General features: G+C 66.9%; 21 protein-coding genes. 9 read left to right on the forward strand and 12 right to left on the reverse strand.

Annotated features, from left to right (window positions below; translation table 11 throughout):
• Window positions 1-2: 2 nt before the first annotated feature.
• From accD to AAFM92_13135, 3 genes are read right to left on the reverse strand one after another with little or no spacing between them, the layout of a single operon-like run.
• The gene (gene accD / locus AAFM92_13125; protein ID MEL7301318.1) at window positions 3-947 is read right to left on the reverse strand and encodes an acetyl-CoA carboxylase, carboxyltransferase subunit beta; all 945 of its coding nucleotides are present in this window, start codon (window positions 945-947) and stop codon (window positions 3-5) included.
• Window positions 948-1,002: 55 nt separating this feature from the next.
• Complete coding sequence (locus AAFM92_13130; protein MEL7301319.1) at window positions 1,003-1,875, reverse strand: CPBP family intramembrane glutamic endopeptidase; 873 nt, start codon at window positions 1,873-1,875, stop codon at window positions 1,003-1,005.
• Window positions 1,868-2,743 carry a type II CAAX endopeptidase family protein gene (locus AAFM92_13135; protein MEL7301320.1) on the reverse strand — a complete coding sequence of 292 codons (876 nt, stop codon included), beginning with the start codon at window positions 2,741-2,743 and terminating at the stop codon, window positions 1,868-1,870. The genes AAFM92_13130 and AAFM92_13135 overlap by 8 nt, the downstream gene beginning before the upstream one ends.
• Window positions 2,744-2,892: 149 nt before the next feature.
• Here AAFM92_13135 and ilvD point away from each other — a divergent pair, with 149 nt between their 5' ends.
• The 5 genes from ilvD to AAFM92_13160 all read left to right on the forward strand — a co-directional run bounded on the left by ilvD (window position 2,893) and on the right by AAFM92_13160 (window position 7,617).
• Entirely contained in the window at window positions 2,893-4,626 is a 1,734-nt protein-coding gene (gene ilvD / locus AAFM92_13140) for a dihydroxy-acid dehydratase (GenBank protein ID MEL7301321.1), read from the forward strand.
• A gap of 10 nt (window positions 4,627-4,636) precedes the next feature.
• A complete protein-coding gene (locus tag AAFM92_13145; protein ID MEL7301322.1) occupies window positions 4,637-5,341 on the forward strand; it encodes a hypothetical protein in 705 nt (234 codons plus the stop codon).
• 50 nt (window positions 5,342-5,391) lie between these two features.
• Window positions 5,392-6,144: a DUF6478 family protein gene (locus AAFM92_13150; GenBank protein MEL7301323.1), complete on the forward strand. Its 753-nt coding sequence runs from the start codon at window positions 5,392-5,394 to the stop codon at window positions 6,142-6,144.
• Window positions 6,145-6,154: 10 nt separating this feature from the next.
• The gene (locus AAFM92_13155; protein MEL7301324.1) at window positions 6,155-6,523 is read left to right on the forward strand and encodes a hypothetical protein; all 369 of its coding nucleotides are present in this window, start codon (window positions 6,155-6,157) and stop codon (window positions 6,521-6,523) included.
• Window positions 6,524-6,711: 188 nt separating this feature from the next.
• Window positions 6,712-7,617 carry a LysR family transcriptional regulator gene (locus tag AAFM92_13160; protein ID MEL7301325.1) on the forward strand — a complete coding sequence of 302 codons (906 nt, stop codon included), beginning with the start codon at window positions 6,712-6,714 and terminating at the stop codon, window positions 7,615-7,617.
• A gap of 80 nt (window positions 7,618-7,697) precedes the next feature.
• Here the strand turns inward: AAFM92_13160 and AAFM92_13165 are convergent, their stop codons facing one another.
• Genes AAFM92_13165 through AAFM92_13180 form a run of 4 tightly spaced genes read right to left on the reverse strand, consistent with a single transcriptional unit; the run spans window position 7,698 to window position 10,660 of the window.
• Window positions 7,698-8,633 (reverse strand): OmpA family protein, encoded by a 936-nt coding sequence (locus AAFM92_13165; protein ID MEL7301326.1) that lies wholly within the window; start codon window positions 8,631-8,633, stop codon window positions 7,698-7,700.
• The gene (locus AAFM92_13170) at window positions 8,630-9,196 is read right to left on the reverse strand and encodes a peroxidase-related enzyme (GenBank protein MEL7301327.1); all 567 of its coding nucleotides are present in this window, start codon (window positions 9,194-9,196) and stop codon (window positions 8,630-8,632) included. Before AAFM92_13170 ends, AAFM92_13165 begins: the two co-directional genes overlap by 4 nt.
• Complete coding sequence (locus AAFM92_13175) at window positions 9,189-9,941, reverse strand: GNAT family N-acetyltransferase (protein MEL7301328.1); 753 nt, start codon at window positions 9,939-9,941, stop codon at window positions 9,189-9,191. Before AAFM92_13175 ends, AAFM92_13170 begins: the two co-directional genes overlap by 8 nt.
• A complete protein-coding gene (locus tag AAFM92_13180; GenBank protein ID MEL7301329.1) occupies window positions 9,938-10,660 on the reverse strand; it encodes a molybdopterin-binding protein in 723 nt (240 codons plus the stop codon). Before AAFM92_13180 ends, AAFM92_13175 begins: the two co-directional genes overlap by 4 nt.
• A gap of 86 nt (window positions 10,661-10,746) precedes the next feature.
• Between AAFM92_13180 and sfsA the strand changes: the two genes are divergently transcribed.
• The 3 genes from sfsA (at window position 10,747) to AAFM92_13195 (ending at window position 13,291) form a co-directional block, all read left to right on the forward strand.
• Window positions 10,747-11,454 carry a DNA/RNA nuclease SfsA gene (gene sfsA / locus AAFM92_13185; GenBank protein ID MEL7301330.1) on the forward strand — a complete coding sequence of 236 codons (708 nt, stop codon included), beginning with the start codon at window positions 10,747-10,749 and terminating at the stop codon, window positions 11,452-11,454.
• A gap of 77 nt (window positions 11,455-11,531) precedes the next feature.
• Window positions 11,532-12,347, forward strand: coding sequence for a type I methionyl aminopeptidase (gene map, locus AAFM92_13190; protein ID MEL7301331.1), 816 nt, complete (start codon window positions 11,532-11,534; stop codon window positions 12,345-12,347).
• Window positions 12,344-13,291: a serine hydrolase domain-containing protein gene (locus tag AAFM92_13195; GenBank protein MEL7301332.1), complete on the forward strand. Its 948-nt coding sequence runs from the start codon at window positions 12,344-12,346 to the stop codon at window positions 13,289-13,291. Before map ends, AAFM92_13195 begins: the two co-directional genes overlap by 4 nt.
• Here AAFM92_13195 and AAFM92_13200 read toward each other — a convergent pair.
• The 3 genes from AAFM92_13200 to AAFM92_13210 form a co-directional block, all read right to left on the reverse strand.
• The gene (locus tag AAFM92_13200; protein MEL7301333.1) at window positions 13,288-13,824 is read right to left on the reverse strand and encodes a peroxiredoxin-like family protein; all 537 of its coding nucleotides are present in this window, start codon (window positions 13,822-13,824) and stop codon (window positions 13,288-13,290) included. The two genes, AAFM92_13195 and AAFM92_13200, sit on opposite strands and share 4 nt — an antisense overlap.
• 121 nt (window positions 13,825-13,945) lie before the next feature.
• Window positions 13,946-14,422, reverse strand: coding sequence for an SRPBCC domain-containing protein (locus AAFM92_13205; protein ID MEL7301334.1), 477 nt, complete (start codon window positions 14,420-14,422; stop codon window positions 13,946-13,948).
• The gene (locus AAFM92_13210; protein MEL7301335.1) at window positions 14,394-14,747 is read right to left on the reverse strand and encodes a metalloregulator ArsR/SmtB family transcription factor; all 354 of its coding nucleotides are present in this window, start codon (window positions 14,745-14,747) and stop codon (window positions 14,394-14,396) included. The genes AAFM92_13205 and AAFM92_13210 overlap by 29 nt, the downstream gene beginning before the upstream one ends.
• A 198-nt stretch (window positions 14,748-14,945) precedes the next feature.
• Between AAFM92_13210 and AAFM92_13215 the strand changes: the two genes are divergently transcribed.
• The gene (locus AAFM92_13215) at window positions 14,946-15,989 is read left to right on the forward strand and encodes a TRAP transporter substrate-binding protein (GenBank protein ID MEL7301336.1); all 1,044 of its coding nucleotides are present in this window, start codon (window positions 14,946-14,948) and stop codon (window positions 15,987-15,989) included.
• Window positions 15,990-16,050: 61 nt separating this feature from the next.
• On the opposite strand, the gene AAFM92_13220 is transcribed toward AAFM92_13215, so the two are convergent.
• Window positions 16,051-16,269 carry a hypothetical protein gene (locus AAFM92_13220; protein ID MEL7301337.1) on the reverse strand — a complete coding sequence of 73 codons (219 nt, stop codon included), beginning with the start codon at window positions 16,267-16,269 and terminating at the stop codon, window positions 16,051-16,053.
• Window positions 16,266-16,814, reverse strand: a complete 549-nt coding sequence (gene rsmD / locus AAFM92_13225) for a 16S rRNA (guanine(966)-N(2))-methyltransferase RsmD (GenBank protein MEL7301338.1) — start codon at window positions 16,812-16,814, stop codon at window positions 16,266-16,268. The genes AAFM92_13220 and rsmD overlap by 4 nt, the downstream gene beginning before the upstream one ends.
• Window positions 16,815-16,819: the final 5 nt, after the last annotated feature.

The following is a 16,819-nucleotide window of genomic DNA, read 5'->3' on the forward strand; positions in this document are numbered from 1 at the left end:
GGCTAGCTTTCGCCCTGGGCTTGCGGTGCCACCGAGCCTGCTTCCTCCGCCGGGCTGGGCGGGGTCACGGGTGCGGGCAGCTCGCCCTTCACTGCCGGCGTTTCCTTCAGGAGCATCCGGGTGATGGTGATGAGTTCATCGCGCATGTCCACGCGGTGCGTGACCCGGTCGAGCATGCCGTGGTCAAGGAGGTACTCCGCGCGCTGGAAGCCCTCGGGCAGCGTCTCGCGGATCGTCTGCTCGATCACGCGCGGCCCGGCAAAGCAGATGAGGGCGTTGGGTTCCGCGATCTGGACATCGCCCAGCATCGCGTAGGAGGCGGTGACGCCTCCGGTCGTCGGATGGGTGAGCACGACGATGTAAGGCAGGCCCGCTTCCTTCAGCATCTGCACGGCCACGGTCGTGCGCGGCATCTGCATGAGCGAGAGGATCCCCTCCTGCATCCGCGCGCCGCCCGCCGCGGAGAAGAGGATGAGCGGGCGCTTGAGCTCCACCGCGCGCTCCGCCGCCGCGATGATGGCATTGCCCACATACATGCCCATGGAGCCTGCCATGAACGAGAAATCCTGCGCGGCGGCGACGATGGGCGTCCGCCCGATCTCGCCCTCGGCCACGAGCATGGCTTCTTTCTCGCCGGTCTGCTTCTGCGCGGCCCGGAGCCGGTCCGGGTAGCGCTTCTGATCGCGGAAGCCGAGCGGATCGGTGATGGGCTCGGGCACAGCCACCTCGGTGAAGATGCCGCCGTCGAAGAGCGAGGTGAAGCGCGCCCGGGGCGTGATCCCCATGTGATGATTGCAGTTGGTGCAGACGTTCAGATTGTCGGCGAGCTCCCGGTGGAAGAGCATTTGCCCGCATTCATCGCACTTCGTCCAAAGGTTTTCCGGCACCTCCCGGCGCGAGAAGAGCGAGTTGATCGTGGGTCGGACGTAGTTCGAGATCCAGTTCATGGAGGCTTCCGCAGTATGACGCGCCCGAGATAGGCAAGCCGGGCGGGAATGGCAATCAGCGCGCGATCATGTTGCGCGCCATGAGCCAGAGCACGGCGAGGAAGGCGAGCTCGAAGACGAGCCCGTAGAGAAGCAGTGACGGATCCGGGGCGGGCATGGTCTCGGGCTGCGCGGGATAGACGAAAAGCGCCGCCGCTGACATCGGGGCCCCCTCGCTCGTGGCCACCGTGAGGGCGGCCAGATTGACCGAGAGATGGAGCCCCCAGGCCGCGCCGATGGAGCCCGTCCGCGCCGTGAGGTCGATGCAGGCCACGGCGAAAGCCGTCGTCCAGGCGACATAGCTGAAGATGGCTGCCGCCGAGCTCGGGTCATTGGCGGCATGCACAAGCCCGAAGGCGAGCGCGGGCCCGCCCATCCAGAGGATCGGGCTCTTGAAGAGCGTGGCGGCGTATTGGTGCAGAAATCCGCGAAAGAAGACCTCCTCTGCCCCGGTTTGGAGCGCGATGCCGACGAGGGCGACGGGCAGGAAGGCGAGCCACGCGCCGAGCGGGCGCTGCATGGCGCCGCTTCCGTCGAAGCCCAACAGGAGGAAAAAGCTGTAGAGCGCGAGACAGCCCGCGAGGACCCGCGCGAAATCGGGCAGAAGGCGCCCGGGATCGCCGAGCGCGGACGTCCAGCGCCGCCCGTAGCTGCGCCAGAGCACCCGGTCGAGGATGAAGACGAGGAGGGCAAAGGCGCTCAGTTCGAGAACGAAGCTCCAGCGCGTGAGGCCGATGCCCTCGGCCCTGTTGAGCGGCAAAAGCAGCACATCCCGCAGGAAGCTCCACCCGATGAAGACAAGGAGCGCGGAGATGATGAACTGGCCCGGGCGGCATCGTCCGCGCGCCTGTGCGATGAAGCGCTCGTTGGGGGCGTAGGGATCAGCCATGGAGACGCCGCCAGAGGCCGTAGATGAGGAGAAGCGCCACTGCATCGGCCGCAAAGAGCGGCAGCGCCGCGGGGCTTTCGAGCGGAACCGGGAGGCGCGCGAGACTCATCCCCGAAAGCGGGCCGTCGAGCGAGAAAATCAGCAGCGCCTGGATATTGTTGACGAAGTGCAGGCCCCAGGCCGCGCCGATGGAGCCGGTCCGCGCCGTGAGATCGGCGGTGAGCAGGGCAAAGAGCGTGATGACCGCGAGCACCGCCCAGAGATTGCCGCCCTGGCTGGTCATGTCCACGTGCAGCACCGCGAAGATGAGCGCGGGGACAAGCATCCACGCGGCCCGCGCCGCCACGCCGAAGCGCGCGCCGAGCTGCTGCTGCAGATAGCCTCGAAAGACAAGCTCCTCCGCGCCGGTCTGGAGCAGCACGAGCGGCAGCGCGAGGGGCAGGAAGAGCAGCCATGTCCCCGCCGGCGTGGCGGGCATCACCTCCTGCGTCAGCACGATGAGAAGGCAGGTAACGAGCGCGACGCCTGCGGCGAGCGCCGTCATGCCCCGGAAATCACGCCAGAGGCGGCGCGTATCTCCGATGAGCGAGCGCGCCCCGCGCCGGTGAAGGAACCGCGTGACCACGGCCACGGCGATGACCATGGTGATGAAATGCGCGAGCAGGATCAGGACCGCCGCGGGCGTCTCGCCGCTCCCGATCTCGTCCACGCTGACCTGCGATTGAAAGATGAAGCCCGCGCCCGCGATGAAACCAACGGCGAGACCGGCATAAACGAGGAGCACGAGCAACGCGCCGAGCGCGGTGCGCCAGAGTTCGGCCCGCGGGCGAGCGGGCGCGACATGGGTCTCGAAACCGGGATAGGCCATGGCGGCAGAGGTAGGCGGCGCATGGCAGGCTTGCAACGGCCTTTCCCGCCCTGAAAGAGGCGCCCGCACCTCTTGGGCTCCTTGCACCCTCGCCTCACGGGCATTATCGCAGGAGGCCACCGCGCCAGCTATTCCGAGAGGCCCGCCCGATGCTCAAGAAGACCTTCGACAAGAAAGATCTGCCCTCCCGTCACGTGACCGAAGGGCCTGCCCGGGCACCGCACCGTTCTTATCTCTATGCGATGGGGCTGTCGGATGAGGAAATCCATCAGCCGCTGATCGGGGTGGCGACTTGCTGGAATGAGGCCGCGCCCTGCAACATCGCCCTCAACCGCCAGGCGCAGGCTGTCAAGCTCGGCGTGAAAAAGGCCTACGGGACCCCGCGCGAATTCACGACCATCACTGTCACCGATGGCATCGCCATGGGCCATGAGGGAATGAAATCCTCGCTCGCGTCCCGCGAGGCCATCGCCGACACGGTGGAGCTGACCATGCGCGGGCATTGCTACGATGCGATCGTGGGCCTCGCGGGCTGCGACAAGTCACTGCCGGGGATGATGATGGCGATGGTGCGCCTCAACGTGCCCAGTGTCTTCATCTATGGCGGCTCGATCCTGCCGGGCCGCCTCAACGGGCAGGACGTGACCGTCCAGGACGTCTTCGAGGCCGTGGGTCAGCATCAAGCGGGCAATTATTCCGATGAAGAGCTCGCCGTGCTCGAGCGCGTGGCTTGCCCGACCTCGGGCGCCTGCGGCGGGCAGTTCACCGCCAACACCATGGCCTGCGTGTCCGAGGCCATCGGGCTGGCGCTGCTCAACTCCGCGGGCGCACCTGCCGCCTACGAGAGCCGGGATGCCTATTCCGTGGCCTCCGGCGAGGCCGTCATGGAGCTTCTGGCGAAAAACATCCGCGCGCGGGACGTCGTGACGCGCAAATCGCTTGAGAACGCGGCGCGCGTCGTGGCTTGCACGGGCGGCTCCACGAATGCGGGGCTGCACCTGCCGGCCATCGCCCACGAGGCGGGGATCGAATTCCTCCTCGAGGACGTGACCGACATCTTCCGGGATACGCCCTACTTCGTCGATCTGAAGCCGGGCGGGCAATACGTGGCCAAGGACATGTACGAGGTGGGTGGCGTGCCCGTGGTCATGAAGGAGCTGCGCAAGCAGGGCCTCATCCACGAGGATTGCATGACCGCGACGGGCCGCACCATCGGCGAGGAGCTCGACGTGGTGGAGCGGGAGGCCGATGGCCGCGTGATCTATCCCATCGAGAAACCGATCACGCCCACGGGCGGGGTCGTGGGCCTGAAGGGCAATCTCGCGCCCGAGGGCGCCATCGTCAAAGTGGCGGGCATCGCTCCCGAAAACCAGGTCTTCACCGGGCCCGCGCGCGTCTTCGAGTGCGAGGAGGATGCCTTCGCCGCCGTGAAGGCCCGCGAATACAAGGAAGGCGAAGTGCTCGTGATCCGCAACGAAGGGCCCTCCGGCGGCCCGGGCATGCGCGAGATGCTCGCCACCACGGCCGCGCTCAGCGGTCAGGGCATGGGCAAAAAGGTGGCGCTCATCACCGATGGGCGTTTCTCTGGGGCAACACGTGGCTTCTGCGTCGGCCATGTTGGGCCGGAAGCGGCCCATGGGGGGCCAATTGCCTTGCTCAAAGACGGCGATGAGATCACCATAGACGCCATCAAAGGGGTAATCGCGGTAGCGCTCACGGAAGATGAGCTCGCCGAGAGGAAGCAGTCGTGGACCGGGGCGAAGCCCACGATCTACGCATCAGGGGCATTGTGGAAATATGCGCAACTCGTGGGCGAGACCTATCGCGGGGCTGTCACGCATCCGGGCGGGGCTGAGGAAAAGCACCAGTACGGCGAGCTTTAGGCGCGGCGCCTTGGCGGCGGTCACCGCCGCCGCGCTCGCGGGCTGCGACGGGCTGCCTGCGTTTTCCTTCGCGCCCCTCGGGCAGGAACGCGCGACGCTCGCCACGCAGGAAGTGCGTCTGAGCGACGGCATCGCCGTGCGGGCGCCCTTCGGAAAGTGCATCGATCTTGCCCGCACCGAGGAGATGCCGGGCATCGCCACGCTCGTCATGGCCAATTGCTCGAACCTCGGCGGTCGCGCCACGGCGGGTGCCCGCGAGGCGGCGCTCATGCTCGTGACGGTCACCGATGCCGGGCACGGTGATCTCGACGCGCTGGCGCGGACCATCTCCGAGACACCGGCCGTCCTGGCGCGCTCGGGCGCGGCCGAGGACGTGGACCTGCTCAGCGTGAAGACCTCCCGGCGCGCGATCTATGCAAATCTCGTCGACCGGAGCGCCGGGGGCCCCGAGGGCCTCAGCCAACGGCACTGGAAGGCCGCGCTCAACGTGGCGGGCCACGGCGTCGTCATCTCCGTCTTCGGCCCCGAGGGCGGGACGCTTCCTGAGCGCGGCGGCGAGCGGCTGGCGCGGGACGCGGCGCAGTCGATCCTCGACGCCAATTCCGTCAGAGCCTTGCCCGCCGTGCCGCCGCTTCCCCCATCCGCTGTTGAAACGACGCGGCAAAGCATTGATGCTTCGCCCAGCGTGTTCGACCGGCTTTTCGGCAATCGCTGAGGGCAGGGGCGCGGGCACCGGAGACGAAGCGTGACCAAAGGGCAAGAGCGGTGATCCAGTACCTGCTGAAGCGTGGGTCCCAACAGTTCTGGGCCGGGGTGGCACGCCGGTCGCGCGCGATGCCGCTCTCGGCCCTGCGCGCCACCGCGACACGGGCACGCGACGTGCGCCACCATCTCAACGAGATCATCGCCACGGCTGAAAGCCGCCTCGCGCTTCCGGCGATCGGCGCCATGACCTTCATGAAACCGCGATCCGCCGACTGGGCCTGGCGCCCGGCGCTCTGGCGCGTGCCGCTGCCCGAGGTGGGGCGTGTGGCCGTGGAGAGCCAGACACCGCTCGGGCGGGAGGCCAACATCTTTCACGATTGCCGAGAATCGGAGCTCACGCTCCGGCAGCTGCGCAATACCCGTGAGGCTGATCTCGCGCCCTTCGGCGTCCGCATGGATGTCTTTCGCTTCGACGGCTCGTTCCTGTCGCTCGCGCTCGACCTGCCCGAGGACGCCGTCGAAGGGATCTCCAAGCGTCACCTCTTTCGCATGAACACGATCGTGGAGACCGAGCGCCCGATCGAGATCTTTGCCCGCCTCAATCTGCGCCACGGGCCGAACACGGAGCAGATCGTCCGCGAATTGCCGCTGGCGCAGGAAGACGTGTGGGTGGAGTTCGATCTCGCCTACAGCCAGATCAACGAGAAACGCGTGTCCAAGATCTGGGTCGATCTGATCTTCGAGGGGCCGGAAATGAATCAGGTCACCATCCGCGATGTCACCATGTCCCGCGCGCCGCGGGCGGAATTGTGAGGCGAGCGCCATGACGGATACCAGCCAACTCACCGAGACCCGCATGCGCGAAGGCGTCTGGGAAGGTATCCTTGCCCAGCCCGCGAAGCCCGACGTGCGCGTGACCCACCGCGAGGCGGAATTGCACGATGTCACCGTCACACCCGAGGGGGAGGGTCTCTGGCGCGTCCGCGTGGGCGTCCCCGTTGATACCCTCTCGGACGGGGTGCAGACCTACCTCATCGCGGACACGGAGACGGACGCCAAGCTGGCAAGCTTTTCCATCGCCGCTGGAGACGTGCTCAGCGAAGACCTGCGCGCGGAGGTCGATCTGCTCCGGTCCGAGCTCGACATGCTCAAGCGGGCGTTTCGTCGGCATTGTGTCGAAACGGAGGCCTGAGACCCGGTTTCGGTCACACTGTTTCCGTGGCGTCACCCCAGCAGACTCGCGGATTTTCGCGAGTCCGGGCGCGTTTCCGGGTTTTACACAGCCCTTAGAATAAACGCGGTATTGTCCTCTCGGTGCCCATAAGGTGCCCCGTTCAGCCTCGATAGATGTTTGTGGGGCGAGTGACACGAGGACGTAGTATGGATCGGCTGACGGAAATGGAGGCCTTCGCCACGGTAGTGGACCAGGGAGGCTTCACGGATGCTGCACGGAAAATGGGCATCTCCAAATCGGCTGTGTCAAAGCATGTCTCGTCGCTCGAGGCGCGGTTGGGCGCACGTCTCCTTAACCGGACGACGCGCCGGGTATCTCCGACGGAGATCGGGCTGGCCTACTATGACCGGGCGCGTCGCGTCCTGAACGATGCAGGCGAGGCCGATGCGCTCGTCACTTCCATGCAATCGGCGCCGTCTGGCCTCTTGCGGATCTCCGTGGCGACCGATTTCGGGGTCAATCACCTCAGCCCCGTCTTGGGCAATTTCCTTCAGGAATTCCCAGACATCACCGTGAACATGGTGCTCAACAATCGCTACGTGGAGCTCATCTCCGAGGGCTTCGACATGGCCGTGCGGATGGGCGACCTGGAGGATTCGACCCTCCGCGCCCGCAAGCTCACGGAGACGACGAAGCGGATGATTGCCGCGCCGTCCTATTTCGAGAAATACGGGCGGCCACAGAAGATCGACGATCTCAACGAACATAAGCTCCTGCACTACTCGAACGCCGCCGGTGGCTCCGTCTGGAAGCTCACCGCGCCGTCGGGTGAGAAGCGGCAGGTGCGCACGGCGGGCTGGCTGACCGTGAATGACGGCCAGTCCCTCCTCAATGCCGCCATCAGCGGCCTCGGCATCGCATACTTGCCGAGCTTCCTCTTCGCGGATGCGCTGGAAAAGGGCCTCGTGCTCGATGCGATCCCCGATCTGCCCGACGAGCGTCAGGGCATCTACGCCGTTTACCCGCCGGGCCGCTTCACGCAGCCCAAGGTACGCGCCTTCATCGATTTCCTCGTGCATGAATTTGCCGAGAAGGGACCCGACGCCTGGTAGTACGGCGTCGGTTTACGCTCAGTCGCATCGGAGGGGGTGTGTATGTGTGTCCCGGTGCTGAGTACTTCGGAGCGGCTGGTTTAAGGGCGGGTCGAGGTGACGATCGCTTCGACCCGTCTGTTCAGTTCGCGTCCTTCCGGGGTCAGGTTGCTGGCGCGTGGCGCCAGGTAGCCCATCCCCTCCGCCTGCACCTGCGCGGGGTTCACACCGTATCGCGCGATGAGCGCCCGCCGTGCCGAGGCCGCGCGCTGGCGTGAAATGTCGACATTGATGTCGAGATCGCCGGAGCTGTCCGTGTGGCCCACGAGCGCGATCTCGATCTGTGGGTTCTCAGACAGGTATTCGGCCAGCGCGGTCAGCGAAGGATAGGTGCCCTCGGGCAGGTTCGTCGTACCGCTCCCGAAGAGGAGATCTTCCAGCACCACGTGCCCCTCGGTATCGAGCGCGGTGGCGAGATCCCCGGCGGCCGCGGGCCCGGGCGGTGCCGCAGGTGTCGATGGGGCAACGGCGGTCGTCTCGACCGACGGGGGCGCGGAGCCCAAGGGCAAGATGCGCGTGATATGGAGGTAGCCGTCGCTCTGGCTCCGGCTCGCCACGATGCTGACATGGGTGCCCGCGTCCGGCGTGCGGGCAGACAGGACCTGGAAATCGCCGAGATCCACGAACATGTGCGGCGGTGGAATGAGCTCGAGACCGAAGCGGAAGTCGAACCCGCCGCAGCTTTCGGTCTCGCAGCTCAGCAGGGTCTGGTAGCCCTCGGCCTCGAGGCGGGCCGCCAGAGGCGCGAGGAGCGCTGCCGGTGTCGGCTTTTCCGCGACCCGGTAGGCCTGAATCGAGATCATGCCCTGCGCCAGCGTTTTCGGAACCTCCCCGTCCCGCGCGATGCCCGTGGGCACGCCGCGCGCGCCTTCGGGGACGGAGACTTCCCGGGTGAGCTCGGCCCCGTCGGGCAGGGGCAGCGTGAGCGCCGCCACGGGCCCTGCGAGAAGCGAGAGGAGCGCGGCGCGGAGGATCATCGGCTGCGGGCGTGGTACTCTGGATTGGGCTGCATGTCCGTGCCCGTGGCCACGCGGTTCGTCATGTTGAAGAACCCGGTGACGTTAGCGATGTCCCAGATGTCCCGATCGCTCCAGCCTGCCTCGCGGAGCGTTTGCCGGTCCGCCTCCTCGATCGTATGGGGCGTCTCGGTGAGCTGCACCGCGAAATCAAGCATCGCGCGTTCCGCGGGGCTCACGCGAGCCGCGCGATAGTTCATCACGAGGTGCTCGCCGAGGACCGGATCGCCCGAGAGCTCCCGCACGGCCTGGCCATGGGCCGTGAGGCAGTAGACGCAGCGATTGCACGCGCTCACGACCACGGCGATCATCTCCCGCTGCAGCTTCGTGAGGCCGCTCTCGGCGAGCATCAGGTCATTGTAGAGCGCGGTGAACGCGTTGAGCTTTTCGATGTCGAAGGCATGGGCCTTGAGCACGTTTGGGACGAGGCCGAGCTTCTCCTCGCAGATATCGAAGTATTTCTGTGTGTCCGGTGGCAGCGGGTCCACCGGCGCGAGATCGAGCGCTGTTACCTTTTCAGCCATCATGCCCCTCCCGTCGCCCCGTCTCTGGCAATGTGCGGTAGTGGTACTCTCCCACGGGTGCCATGCCGAGGGAAGCGTAGAGCGCGCGTGCCGTTGCGTTGCCTGCGCCCACGGCGAGCGTGATCCACGTGGCGCCTTGCCGGGCAGCCCAGATCGCCGCCTGCGCCATCATCTGGGCCCCGAGACCTTTCCTGCGGTGTTGGGGAAGCGTTCCCACGGCATGGACCATGGCCACCCCGCCATGGGCGCCGACATAGGCCGCGCCGCCCGGTGCGTTGTCGACCCGTCCGAGGATCGCGGTCTTGGCGCAGGTCGCGCGGGCCATGACCTCCTGGCGGGCGTGGGAGGTGCCGGTCGCGGCCCAGATATCCGCCATGATCGCGAGCGGCTCCCAGATCTCGAAGGTCGCGGTCCGCGGCGGCGTCCGCGCCGCGAGGACCTCCACCGGTGCGCCGTAATAGACCGAATGGTCGTGATCCGCGTAGCCCAGGGCGGCGAGCTGCGCGCCGAATTCCGCCTGATCAGACGGCACCCAGAACATGGCGGGCTGGCCCCAGCCGCGCATCGTCTCTGCTGCATCCGCGATCTCCGCGTCCGAGACCGGACGGTTGCGCGTGGCGGCCCGGGACCGGCGGCTGTCATCGGCAGAGCGGCGGAGCGCGAAGGCTGGTGTGGCGGTGACGGCCTCCCCGGGCCAGGTGGCCCAGACGGCGGCGGCGATCTCCGGCAGGCTGGGCGGCGTCATAGCCCGAACTTGGTGGTGAGCGCGTCCCGTGCCGCTTGAAGACGCGCGGCGTCAACATGGCGAAGCACGACATTGGCGCCGAAGCGGCCGTTCTCCTGGAACGGATAGGAGCCGATGGAAATATCCGGGAAGGCCACCGCCACCTCGCCGAGCGGGCCCGCGATATCGCCCTCTCCGCGGTCGATGCGCACCGAGAGCGAGCGCAGGGGCGCGCCGCCGCCAAGCGTCGCAAGGACACTCGCGACCATGGCCTGAAAGACGCTGGGCACCCCGGCCATGACATGGACGTTCCCCAGCGTGAAGCCCGGCGCGACGGAGACGGGATTGTCGATGAGCGTGGCACTGTCGGGGATGCGGGCCATGCGCTTGCGCGCGTCGTTGTAGTCGCGCCCATTCGCGGCGTAGTAGTCCGACAGGAGCTTGTCTGCGTCCGCGCGTACGCCAATCCCGTCTCCGAAGGCGGCGGCGATGCAGTCGGCGGTGATATCGTCATGCGTGGGGCCGATGCCGCCGGAAGTGAACACGTGGTCGTAGCCTCCGCGCAGCGCGTTCACAGCCGCCACAATTGCCTCCCGATCATCGGAGACCACGCGCACTTCCTTCAGATCGATGCCCTTCTCCGTGAGTTGCCCGGCGAGGTGATGCATGTTGGCGTCGCGCGTGCGGCCGGACAGGATTTCGTCCCCGATGACGAGCATGGCCGCGGTGGGATTGGGCATTGATGTCTCCTTCGGGGACCACGAATTCTTGCAAAAACTCGTGGCGCTCTCTGTCCTCGGTTGCGCGGAAGTAATACGCCCGGCCCATGCGGTTTCAAACCCCCCTCCTCCCCGGTCGCCTCATCCGCCGATACAATCGCTTCCTCGCCGATGTGACGCTCGATGACGGGCGGGAGGTCAAGGCCCACTGCCCCAATCCGGGCTCGATGATGGGGCTGAAGGTGCCCGGTCTCCGCGTCTGGCTCGAGCCCAATGACGACCCCAAGAAGAAGCTCGACTTCGCCTGGCGCGTGGCGGAGCTGCCCGGCGGCGTCATGGTGGGCATCGACACCGCCACGCCCAACCGCGTCGCCAAGGAAGCGCTCCGGGCAGGCCGCATCGCCGAGCTCGCGGACTACACCCATGTGCGCCCCGAAGTGGCCTATGGCACGCGGAGCCGGGTCGATTTCCTCCTCATTGAGCCGGGCCTTCCCGACGCCTTCGTGGAGATCAAGAACGTCCACCTCCTGCGCGAGGACGACTGGGCAGAATTCCCCGATTGCGTCACCGAGCGGGGCACCAAGCACCTGCGTGAACTCATGGCGGTGAAAGCCTCCGGCGCACGGGCCGTCATGCTCTACGTGATCCAGCACGAAGGTTGCGCGCGTTTTCGCGTGGCTCCCGACCTCGATCCGGCCTACGCGGCGGCTTTCGCCGAGGCCGCGGCCGCGGGGGTGGAGATGCTGGCCTATCGCTGCACGGTCTCCGTCGAGGAGATCCGGCTCGATCACGCGATCCCCGTGGCGCTCCCCTGAACACGCGCAAGTCCGAGCTCACTGGCGAAACCCCCTCGGGCGGCGTATATGGTAATCGAACCGCAAGGATTGTTTCCATGGATACCCCGCGTGGACGGATGACGAGAGACGGCATCAGGCTCTATGAGCCCGGCGATTTCGCCGGCATGCATGCTGCAGGCCGCGTGGCCGCGCAGATCCTCGACGAGGTCGCGCCGCTCGTGACCGTGGGCCAAACGACCGCCGAGATCGACCGCTTCATCACCGACCGCGTCGAGGCGCTGGGCGCAAAATCGGCCACGATCGGCTACAAGGGCTATGCCCATGCGAGCTGCATCTCGGTCAACCACGTGGTCTGCCACGGCATCCCCGGCTCGAAGACGCTGAAGGATGGCGACATCCTCAACATCGACGTCACCGTGATCGTGGACGGCTGGTTCGGCGACACCTCGCGCATGTACGTGGCTGGCAAGCTGCCGCGGAAGGCCGAGCGGCTCATCGAGGTCACCCATGACGCGCTCTTCAAGGGGATCGAGGCGGTGAAGCCCGGCAACACGTTCGGCGATATCGGGCATGCCATTCAATCCTATGTCGAGGCCAACCGCATGTCGGTGGTGCGCGATTTCTGCGGGCACGGGCTTGGCCGCGTGTTCCACGCGCCACCCAATGTGCTGCATTACGGACGCGAGGGCACCGGACCGCGGCTCGAGGAGGGAATGTTCTTCACCATCGAGCCGATGGTCAATTTGGGCCGCCCGGAGACGAAGGTCCTCGCCGATGACTGGACCGCGGTGACGCGGGACAAGTCGCTCTCCGCGCAGTTCGAGCATTCCGTCGGCGTGACGGCGGATGGCGCCGATATCTTCACGCTCTCGCCCAGCGGGCGTTTTCATCCCACCTACGACGCGGCGTGAGATGGCTGGCGCTGGCGCTCGGGCTCCTTGCCGGAGCGCCGGGGGCGGTCAGCGCGGGCGAGGCTGACGCACGGCTCGTCAAGCTCGAGACGGCGTGGCGCGACTGGTACGCGGCGCACCGCGTCGGCGACACGGCGCTCGCCGTGGCTGAGGACGGCGCGCTGGGCCTCAGCCTGGCGCGCGATGCCGCGCCCGGACGGGCCGCACCGCTCGCCTCGCTCTCGAAAGCGATCACCGCCGCCTGCATCGCCGATCTGGAGCGCGCGGGCCTTGTCAGCTACTCGGCGGCACTGGCGGACTATCTCCCCGATGCGCCGGAGGACCTCACCGTGGCACAGCTCCTGACCCATGCGGGCGGGGTCTGGCCCGACGGGACGCAGGCCCGCATGTGGGATTGGGTGAACGACGCGGTGAACCGCTTCGACGAGGCTACGGCAGCCGCACTTGCCCGACCGCTCGAGACGCCCTCCTACCGCTACAACAACGAAAACTACGCCGTGCTGGGCCGCGTGGTGGAGGTGGTGACCGGCACGGGCTTCGAAGAGGCCTGCGCCGAGCGGGTCTTTGAACCGCTCGCGCTCGAAACCCCGGCCCGCAATCCGCGCTACGGCGCTTTCCTCCCCTGGGGCGGGTGGGAGATGTCGGCCGCGGAATACGCGCTCTTCGCAGACGCCACCTTTGCCGGGGTCGATCCCGGCGCCTTTCCAAGCGCCCCCGTCGGGCGCGGGGCGCGATACGGCATGGGGGCGCTTTATTTCGAGGCCGAAGGCCTACGCATCACGTGGCACACCGGTCTTTTGTGTTTTGGCTCCATCGATGGGGCTGGCGCCTATTTCGTGCAGGTGGCCCCGGGGCCCACCGTCGCCGTGACGTTTGACGGATGCCCCGGCGAGGGCGCGCTGGCCGCGCTCGACCAGGCGCTCCTCACGGCGCTGCTCCGCTAGACCGCGCCGGTGTATTCCCCGCGCGCCGGGTAGTTCTTCTCGATGGCGAAATCGAGCGCGCTGACGAGCTCGGAGAAGTGCGGACGCACGAAGGGCATCGTCTGCACGGAGCCGTAGTAGTGCGCGCTCTCGGGCGTGACCATGAAGAGGCCGGGCTCGGAGAAGAGCGCGGGTTCTTCGATCCCGATCGAGGTCTTGCCGCGCGAGGTGGAGATGTAGAGCCCCCATTCCTTGGCCTTTGCCAGCGTCAGGTCGTAGCCGAAGCGGAGGTTCTGGTTGCCGATCTTGTCGGCCATGGCGCGCGTGCGCTCCTCGCCATCCGACGATAGCGCCAGAACGCCGACGCCCCGCTCCGCAAAGTTCGGGGCCTGCTTGTCGAATTCCTTGAGATAGTTCGCGCAGATCGGGCAGTGCAGCCCGCGATAAAAGCAGATGACGGTGCCGCGTTCCGAGCTTTCAGTGGCAAGATCGAAGGGCCCGTGATCAAGCGTGGGAACGGAAAGCGCGGGCACTTTCTGGCGGGGGATGAGCATGGGCGTGTCTTTCGTGGCTGCGCGGACACCCTCTCTCTACGACCTTCCGGCCGCCGGCCAAAGGCGGAAGGGGGGCTGCACGAGCGCACGAACCTCCCCGCGTCGTGATTTGGCGTGTGCTCTAGGCGATCTCCGCGTCGGCGATGAGACCGTCGAGACGGGCAAAGCTGGCCTCCATCCCCTCGTCCATGGGGGATTTCAGCACCGCGTCGCGGGTGGCGCGGCTGTCATAGGTCATCGTCTGGATGACTTGCGTCCCCGCCGCGGTCGTCTCGAAGCGGGTGTCCACATGGGTGGAGGCGTCGCCGAAGTCGTCGAAGGTCTCGGAATTCACGAGGCGGGTTTCTGGCTCGACGGTGATGTATTTGCCGCGGGCATGCATGAGCGTGCCGTCGGGAAAGGCCCAGGCCCAATGGAAGGCGCCGCCCGGTCGGACATCCATGTCGCAGATGGGCATGGTGTGCCCGTCAGGTCCGGTGAGCCAGCGTGGCACAAGCGCGGGGTCGGTATAGGCCCGCCAAACGAGGCTGCGGGGCGCGGAGAAGCTGCGCCGCACCTCGATCGTCGTCTCAGTCGGCGTGGTCAGGGTTAGCGGCATCTACGGTCTCCTTCTGAAGCGTGTCGAGCAGGGTATCGAGACGCTGGAAGCGATCCTCGAAAAGCTGGCGGTAGCGCTCGAGCCATCGGTCGAGCTGCACGAAGGCCTCGGGCGCAAGCCGCGCTGGCCGGGTTGTGCCCACCCTGTCCCGCGCGATCAGGCCCGCCCCTTCAAGGAGCTTGAGGTGCTTTGACACCGCCGGCTGACTGATCGGGAGCGCATCGGCGATCTCATTCACCGTGCGCGGGCCGAGGGCGAGCTGGGCCACGATGGCCCGGCGCGTGGGGTCGGAGAGTGCGGCGAAGGCGCCATCTAAATATTGCATGAAAGTTATATAACTGAGTCGCGATGTTTAGTCCATCGGTCCTGTTGATGGGGCAGGTAGACAAGGCGGCGCCCGCCATCGCGCGGTTATGGCGCGTGGGCAGGGCTTGCGCGGGCCTTGGGATCGTGGGCAAGGGGGCATACTTGTCGAAGGCCCGGGAGGGCCCTGCAACGACGTCGTTCAGAAGGGAGCAATCCGATGATGCTCAAATCCGTCGCGCTCGCCGCGCTCATCTCAGCCACCGCCGCCGCTGCAGCGGCGCAGGAGGTCACGCTACGCTTCCAGCATTTCGTGTCGCCGAAATCGGCGAACCCGACCTATTTCATGCAGCCCTGGGCGGACAAGATCGAGGCCGAGTCCAACGGCCGCATCAAGGTAGAGCTCTATCCGGCCATGCAACTCGGCGGGCGCGCGCCCAGCCAGTACGACCTTATCCGTGATGGCGTGATTGACGGGGGGTGGGTCATTCCCGGCTACCAGCCGGGCCGTTTCCCAGAGGCGGAGGCGATGGAACTCCCCTTCATGACGACGAAGAGCGGCGAGGAGGCTTCCATGGCCGCCTGGCAGTTCACGCAAAAGCACCTGATGGACGATTTTCGCGACGTGCACCTGATCGCAGCGCACATGCACGGGCGCGGCCTCGTGCACAAGAAAGGGCCCAGCATCGCGGCGGTGGAGGATTTCGAAGGTCTCAAGCTGCGCGGCCCCTCGCGCCCGGCCACGCTGCTCCTCGAAAAGCTCGGCGCGAGCCCCGTGGGCATGGCCGTCCCGGCCTTTCCGGAAGCGCTCGCCAAGGGCGTCGTGGACGGCGGTGTCATCACCTGGGAGATGTCTCCCTCACTAAAGCTTGATGAGCTGACCGACAGCCACACTGACATCGCGGGGGATCGATCCCTATATAACCTTTACTTCATCTGGGCGATGAACAAGGCCACCTACGAAGGCCTGCCAGACGATCTCAAGGCCGTTATCGATGCCAATTCCGGGCTTATGGCCTCGGCATGGGCAGGACGGGCGCATGACACGGGCGATGTGGACGGTCGCGCAGCGATGGCTGCCGCCGGAAATGAAATAGCCGTGATGAGCGAGGCCGAGACAGCACGCATCGCCGCCCTAGGTGACGAAGTGATATCCGACTGGGTCGCCGAAATGGCGACCAAGGGGTTGGATGGCCAGATGTTGGTCGAAGACGCGCGAGCCGCCGTGGCATCCACGGTTGGTGAAGCAGCGCCGACTGATTGAAGCCATCCTGCGCCGCCTGGGTCGGAGGCTGCGCCGGGGGCGGGTCCGAAAGGGCTCGCCCCTACGCGTTTGAGGAGGTCTTTTCCGCGCGCCGGGCGTCGCGTTCCCGTTCGAGGCGCAGCCAATCCTCCACAAAGACGGGGATCCCGTTCCGCGCGCGCAGGCTGTCGGACATGAAAAGCGGCGGCGTCACGCGGGGGCTCGGGGGCGAGGGCTTCGCCTCCCCCTCGGCGGCCTGATCTGCCCAGGGCCAGGCGGGGCTGGCATCGGTATATGTCATGCGCTTGGCTCCAGCAGGGTTATCGTCGTGTCACCATAGCGGCGGCTTGTGAGGGCTGTGAAGCCCTCGGCACGCTGCGGCGCGGTCTCTTCCCAGACAACGATGGCCTCATCCGCGATCCACCCCTGCGCCCGCGCAGCTGCGAGGGCCGGGGCGCCGAGATCCTTGCCGTAGGGCGGGTCGAGAAATACGAGATCGGCGGGCACCTCCGCAGGCGGGAGGCGCAGCGCGTCCTGCGGGAGGAGGTCGGTGTCGTCCACCACGCCGAGCTTCGCGATATTGCCCTTGATGAGCTTTTGCGCCACGCGCCCGCTGTCGACGAAAGTGACATGGGCCGCGCCGCGGGAGAGCGCCTCGAGCCCCAGCGCGCCGGTCCCCGCGAAGAGATCGAGGACGCGGGCCCCCGCGATCTCGATCCGCGCGCCGATCATGGAAAAGAGCGCCTCGCGCACGCGGTCCGAGGTGGGCCGCAGATGGGCGGCCGGATCGCCCTTGCCGAGGCCGACGAGCGGGTGGCCGCGGAAGCGCCCGGCTATGATCCGCACGGGGC

Source organism: Pseudomonadota bacterium, assembly GCA_038533575.1.
In the GTDB taxonomy this organism is placed as follows: Bacteria; Pseudomonadota; Alphaproteobacteria; order Rhodobacterales; family Rhodobacteraceae; genus Shimia_B.

What these genes read in the sequence shown, in the direction of transcription:
- accD (MEL7301318.1), bottom strand. Translation starts at nt 947, where the DNA reads ATGAACTGGATCTCGAACTACGTCCGACCCACGATCAACTCGCTCTTC.
- AAFM92_13130 (MEL7301319.1), bottom strand. Translation starts at nt 1,875, where the DNA reads ATGGCTGATCCCTACGCCCCCAACGAGCGCTTCATCGCACAGGCGCGC.
- AAFM92_13135 (MEL7301320.1), bottom strand. Translation starts at nt 2,743, where the DNA reads ATGGCCTATCCCGGTTTCGAGACCCATGTCGCGCCCGCTCGCCCGCGG.
- ilvD (MEL7301321.1), top strand. Translation starts at nt 2,893, where the DNA reads ATGCTCAAGAAGACCTTCGACAAGAAAGATCTGCCCTCCCGTCACGTG.
- AAFM92_13155 (MEL7301324.1), top strand. Translation starts at nt 6,155, where the DNA reads ATGACGGATACCAGCCAACTCACCGAGACCCGCATGCGCGAAGGCGTC.
- AAFM92_13160 (MEL7301325.1), top strand. Translation starts at nt 6,712, where the DNA reads ATGGATCGGCTGACGGAAATGGAGGCCTTCGCCACGGTAGTGGACCAG.
- AAFM92_13165 (MEL7301326.1), bottom strand. Translation starts at nt 8,633, where the DNA reads ATGATCCTCCGCGCCGCGCTCCTCTCGCTTCTCGCAGGGCCCGTGGCG.
- AAFM92_13170 (MEL7301327.1), bottom strand. Translation starts at nt 9,196, where the DNA reads ATGGCTGAAAAGGTAACAGCGCTCGATCTCGCGCCGGTGGACCCGCTG.
- AAFM92_13175 (MEL7301328.1), bottom strand. Translation starts at nt 9,941, where the DNA reads ATGACGCCGCCCAGCCTGCCGGAGATCGCCGCCGCCGTCTGGGCCACC.
- AAFM92_13180 (MEL7301329.1), bottom strand. Translation starts at nt 10,660, where the DNA reads ATGCCCAATCCCACCGCGGCCATGCTCGTCATCGGGGACGAAATCCTG.
- sfsA (MEL7301330.1), top strand. Translation starts at nt 10,747, where the DNA reads ATGCGGTTTCAAACCCCCCTCCTCCCCGGTCGCCTCATCCGCCGATAC.
- map (MEL7301331.1), top strand. Translation starts at nt 11,532, where the DNA reads ATGGATACCCCGCGTGGACGGATGACGAGAGACGGCATCAGGCTCTAT.
- AAFM92_13200 (MEL7301333.1), bottom strand. Translation starts at nt 13,824, where the DNA reads ATGCTCATCCCCCGCCAGAAAGTGCCCGCGCTTTCCGTTCCCACGCTT.
- AAFM92_13205 (MEL7301334.1), bottom strand. Translation starts at nt 14,422, where the DNA reads ATGCCGCTAACCCTGACCACGCCGACTGAGACGACGATCGAGGTGCGG.
- AAFM92_13210 (MEL7301335.1), bottom strand. Translation starts at nt 14,747, where the DNA reads ATGCAATATTTAGATGGCGCCTTCGCCGCACTCTCCGACCCCACGCGC.
- AAFM92_13215 (MEL7301336.1), top strand. Translation starts at nt 14,946, where the DNA reads ATGATGCTCAAATCCGTCGCGCTCGCCGCGCTCATCTCAGCCACCGCC.
- AAFM92_13220 (MEL7301337.1), bottom strand. Translation starts at nt 16,269, where the DNA reads ATGACATATACCGATGCCAGCCCCGCCTGGCCCTGGGCAGATCAGGCC.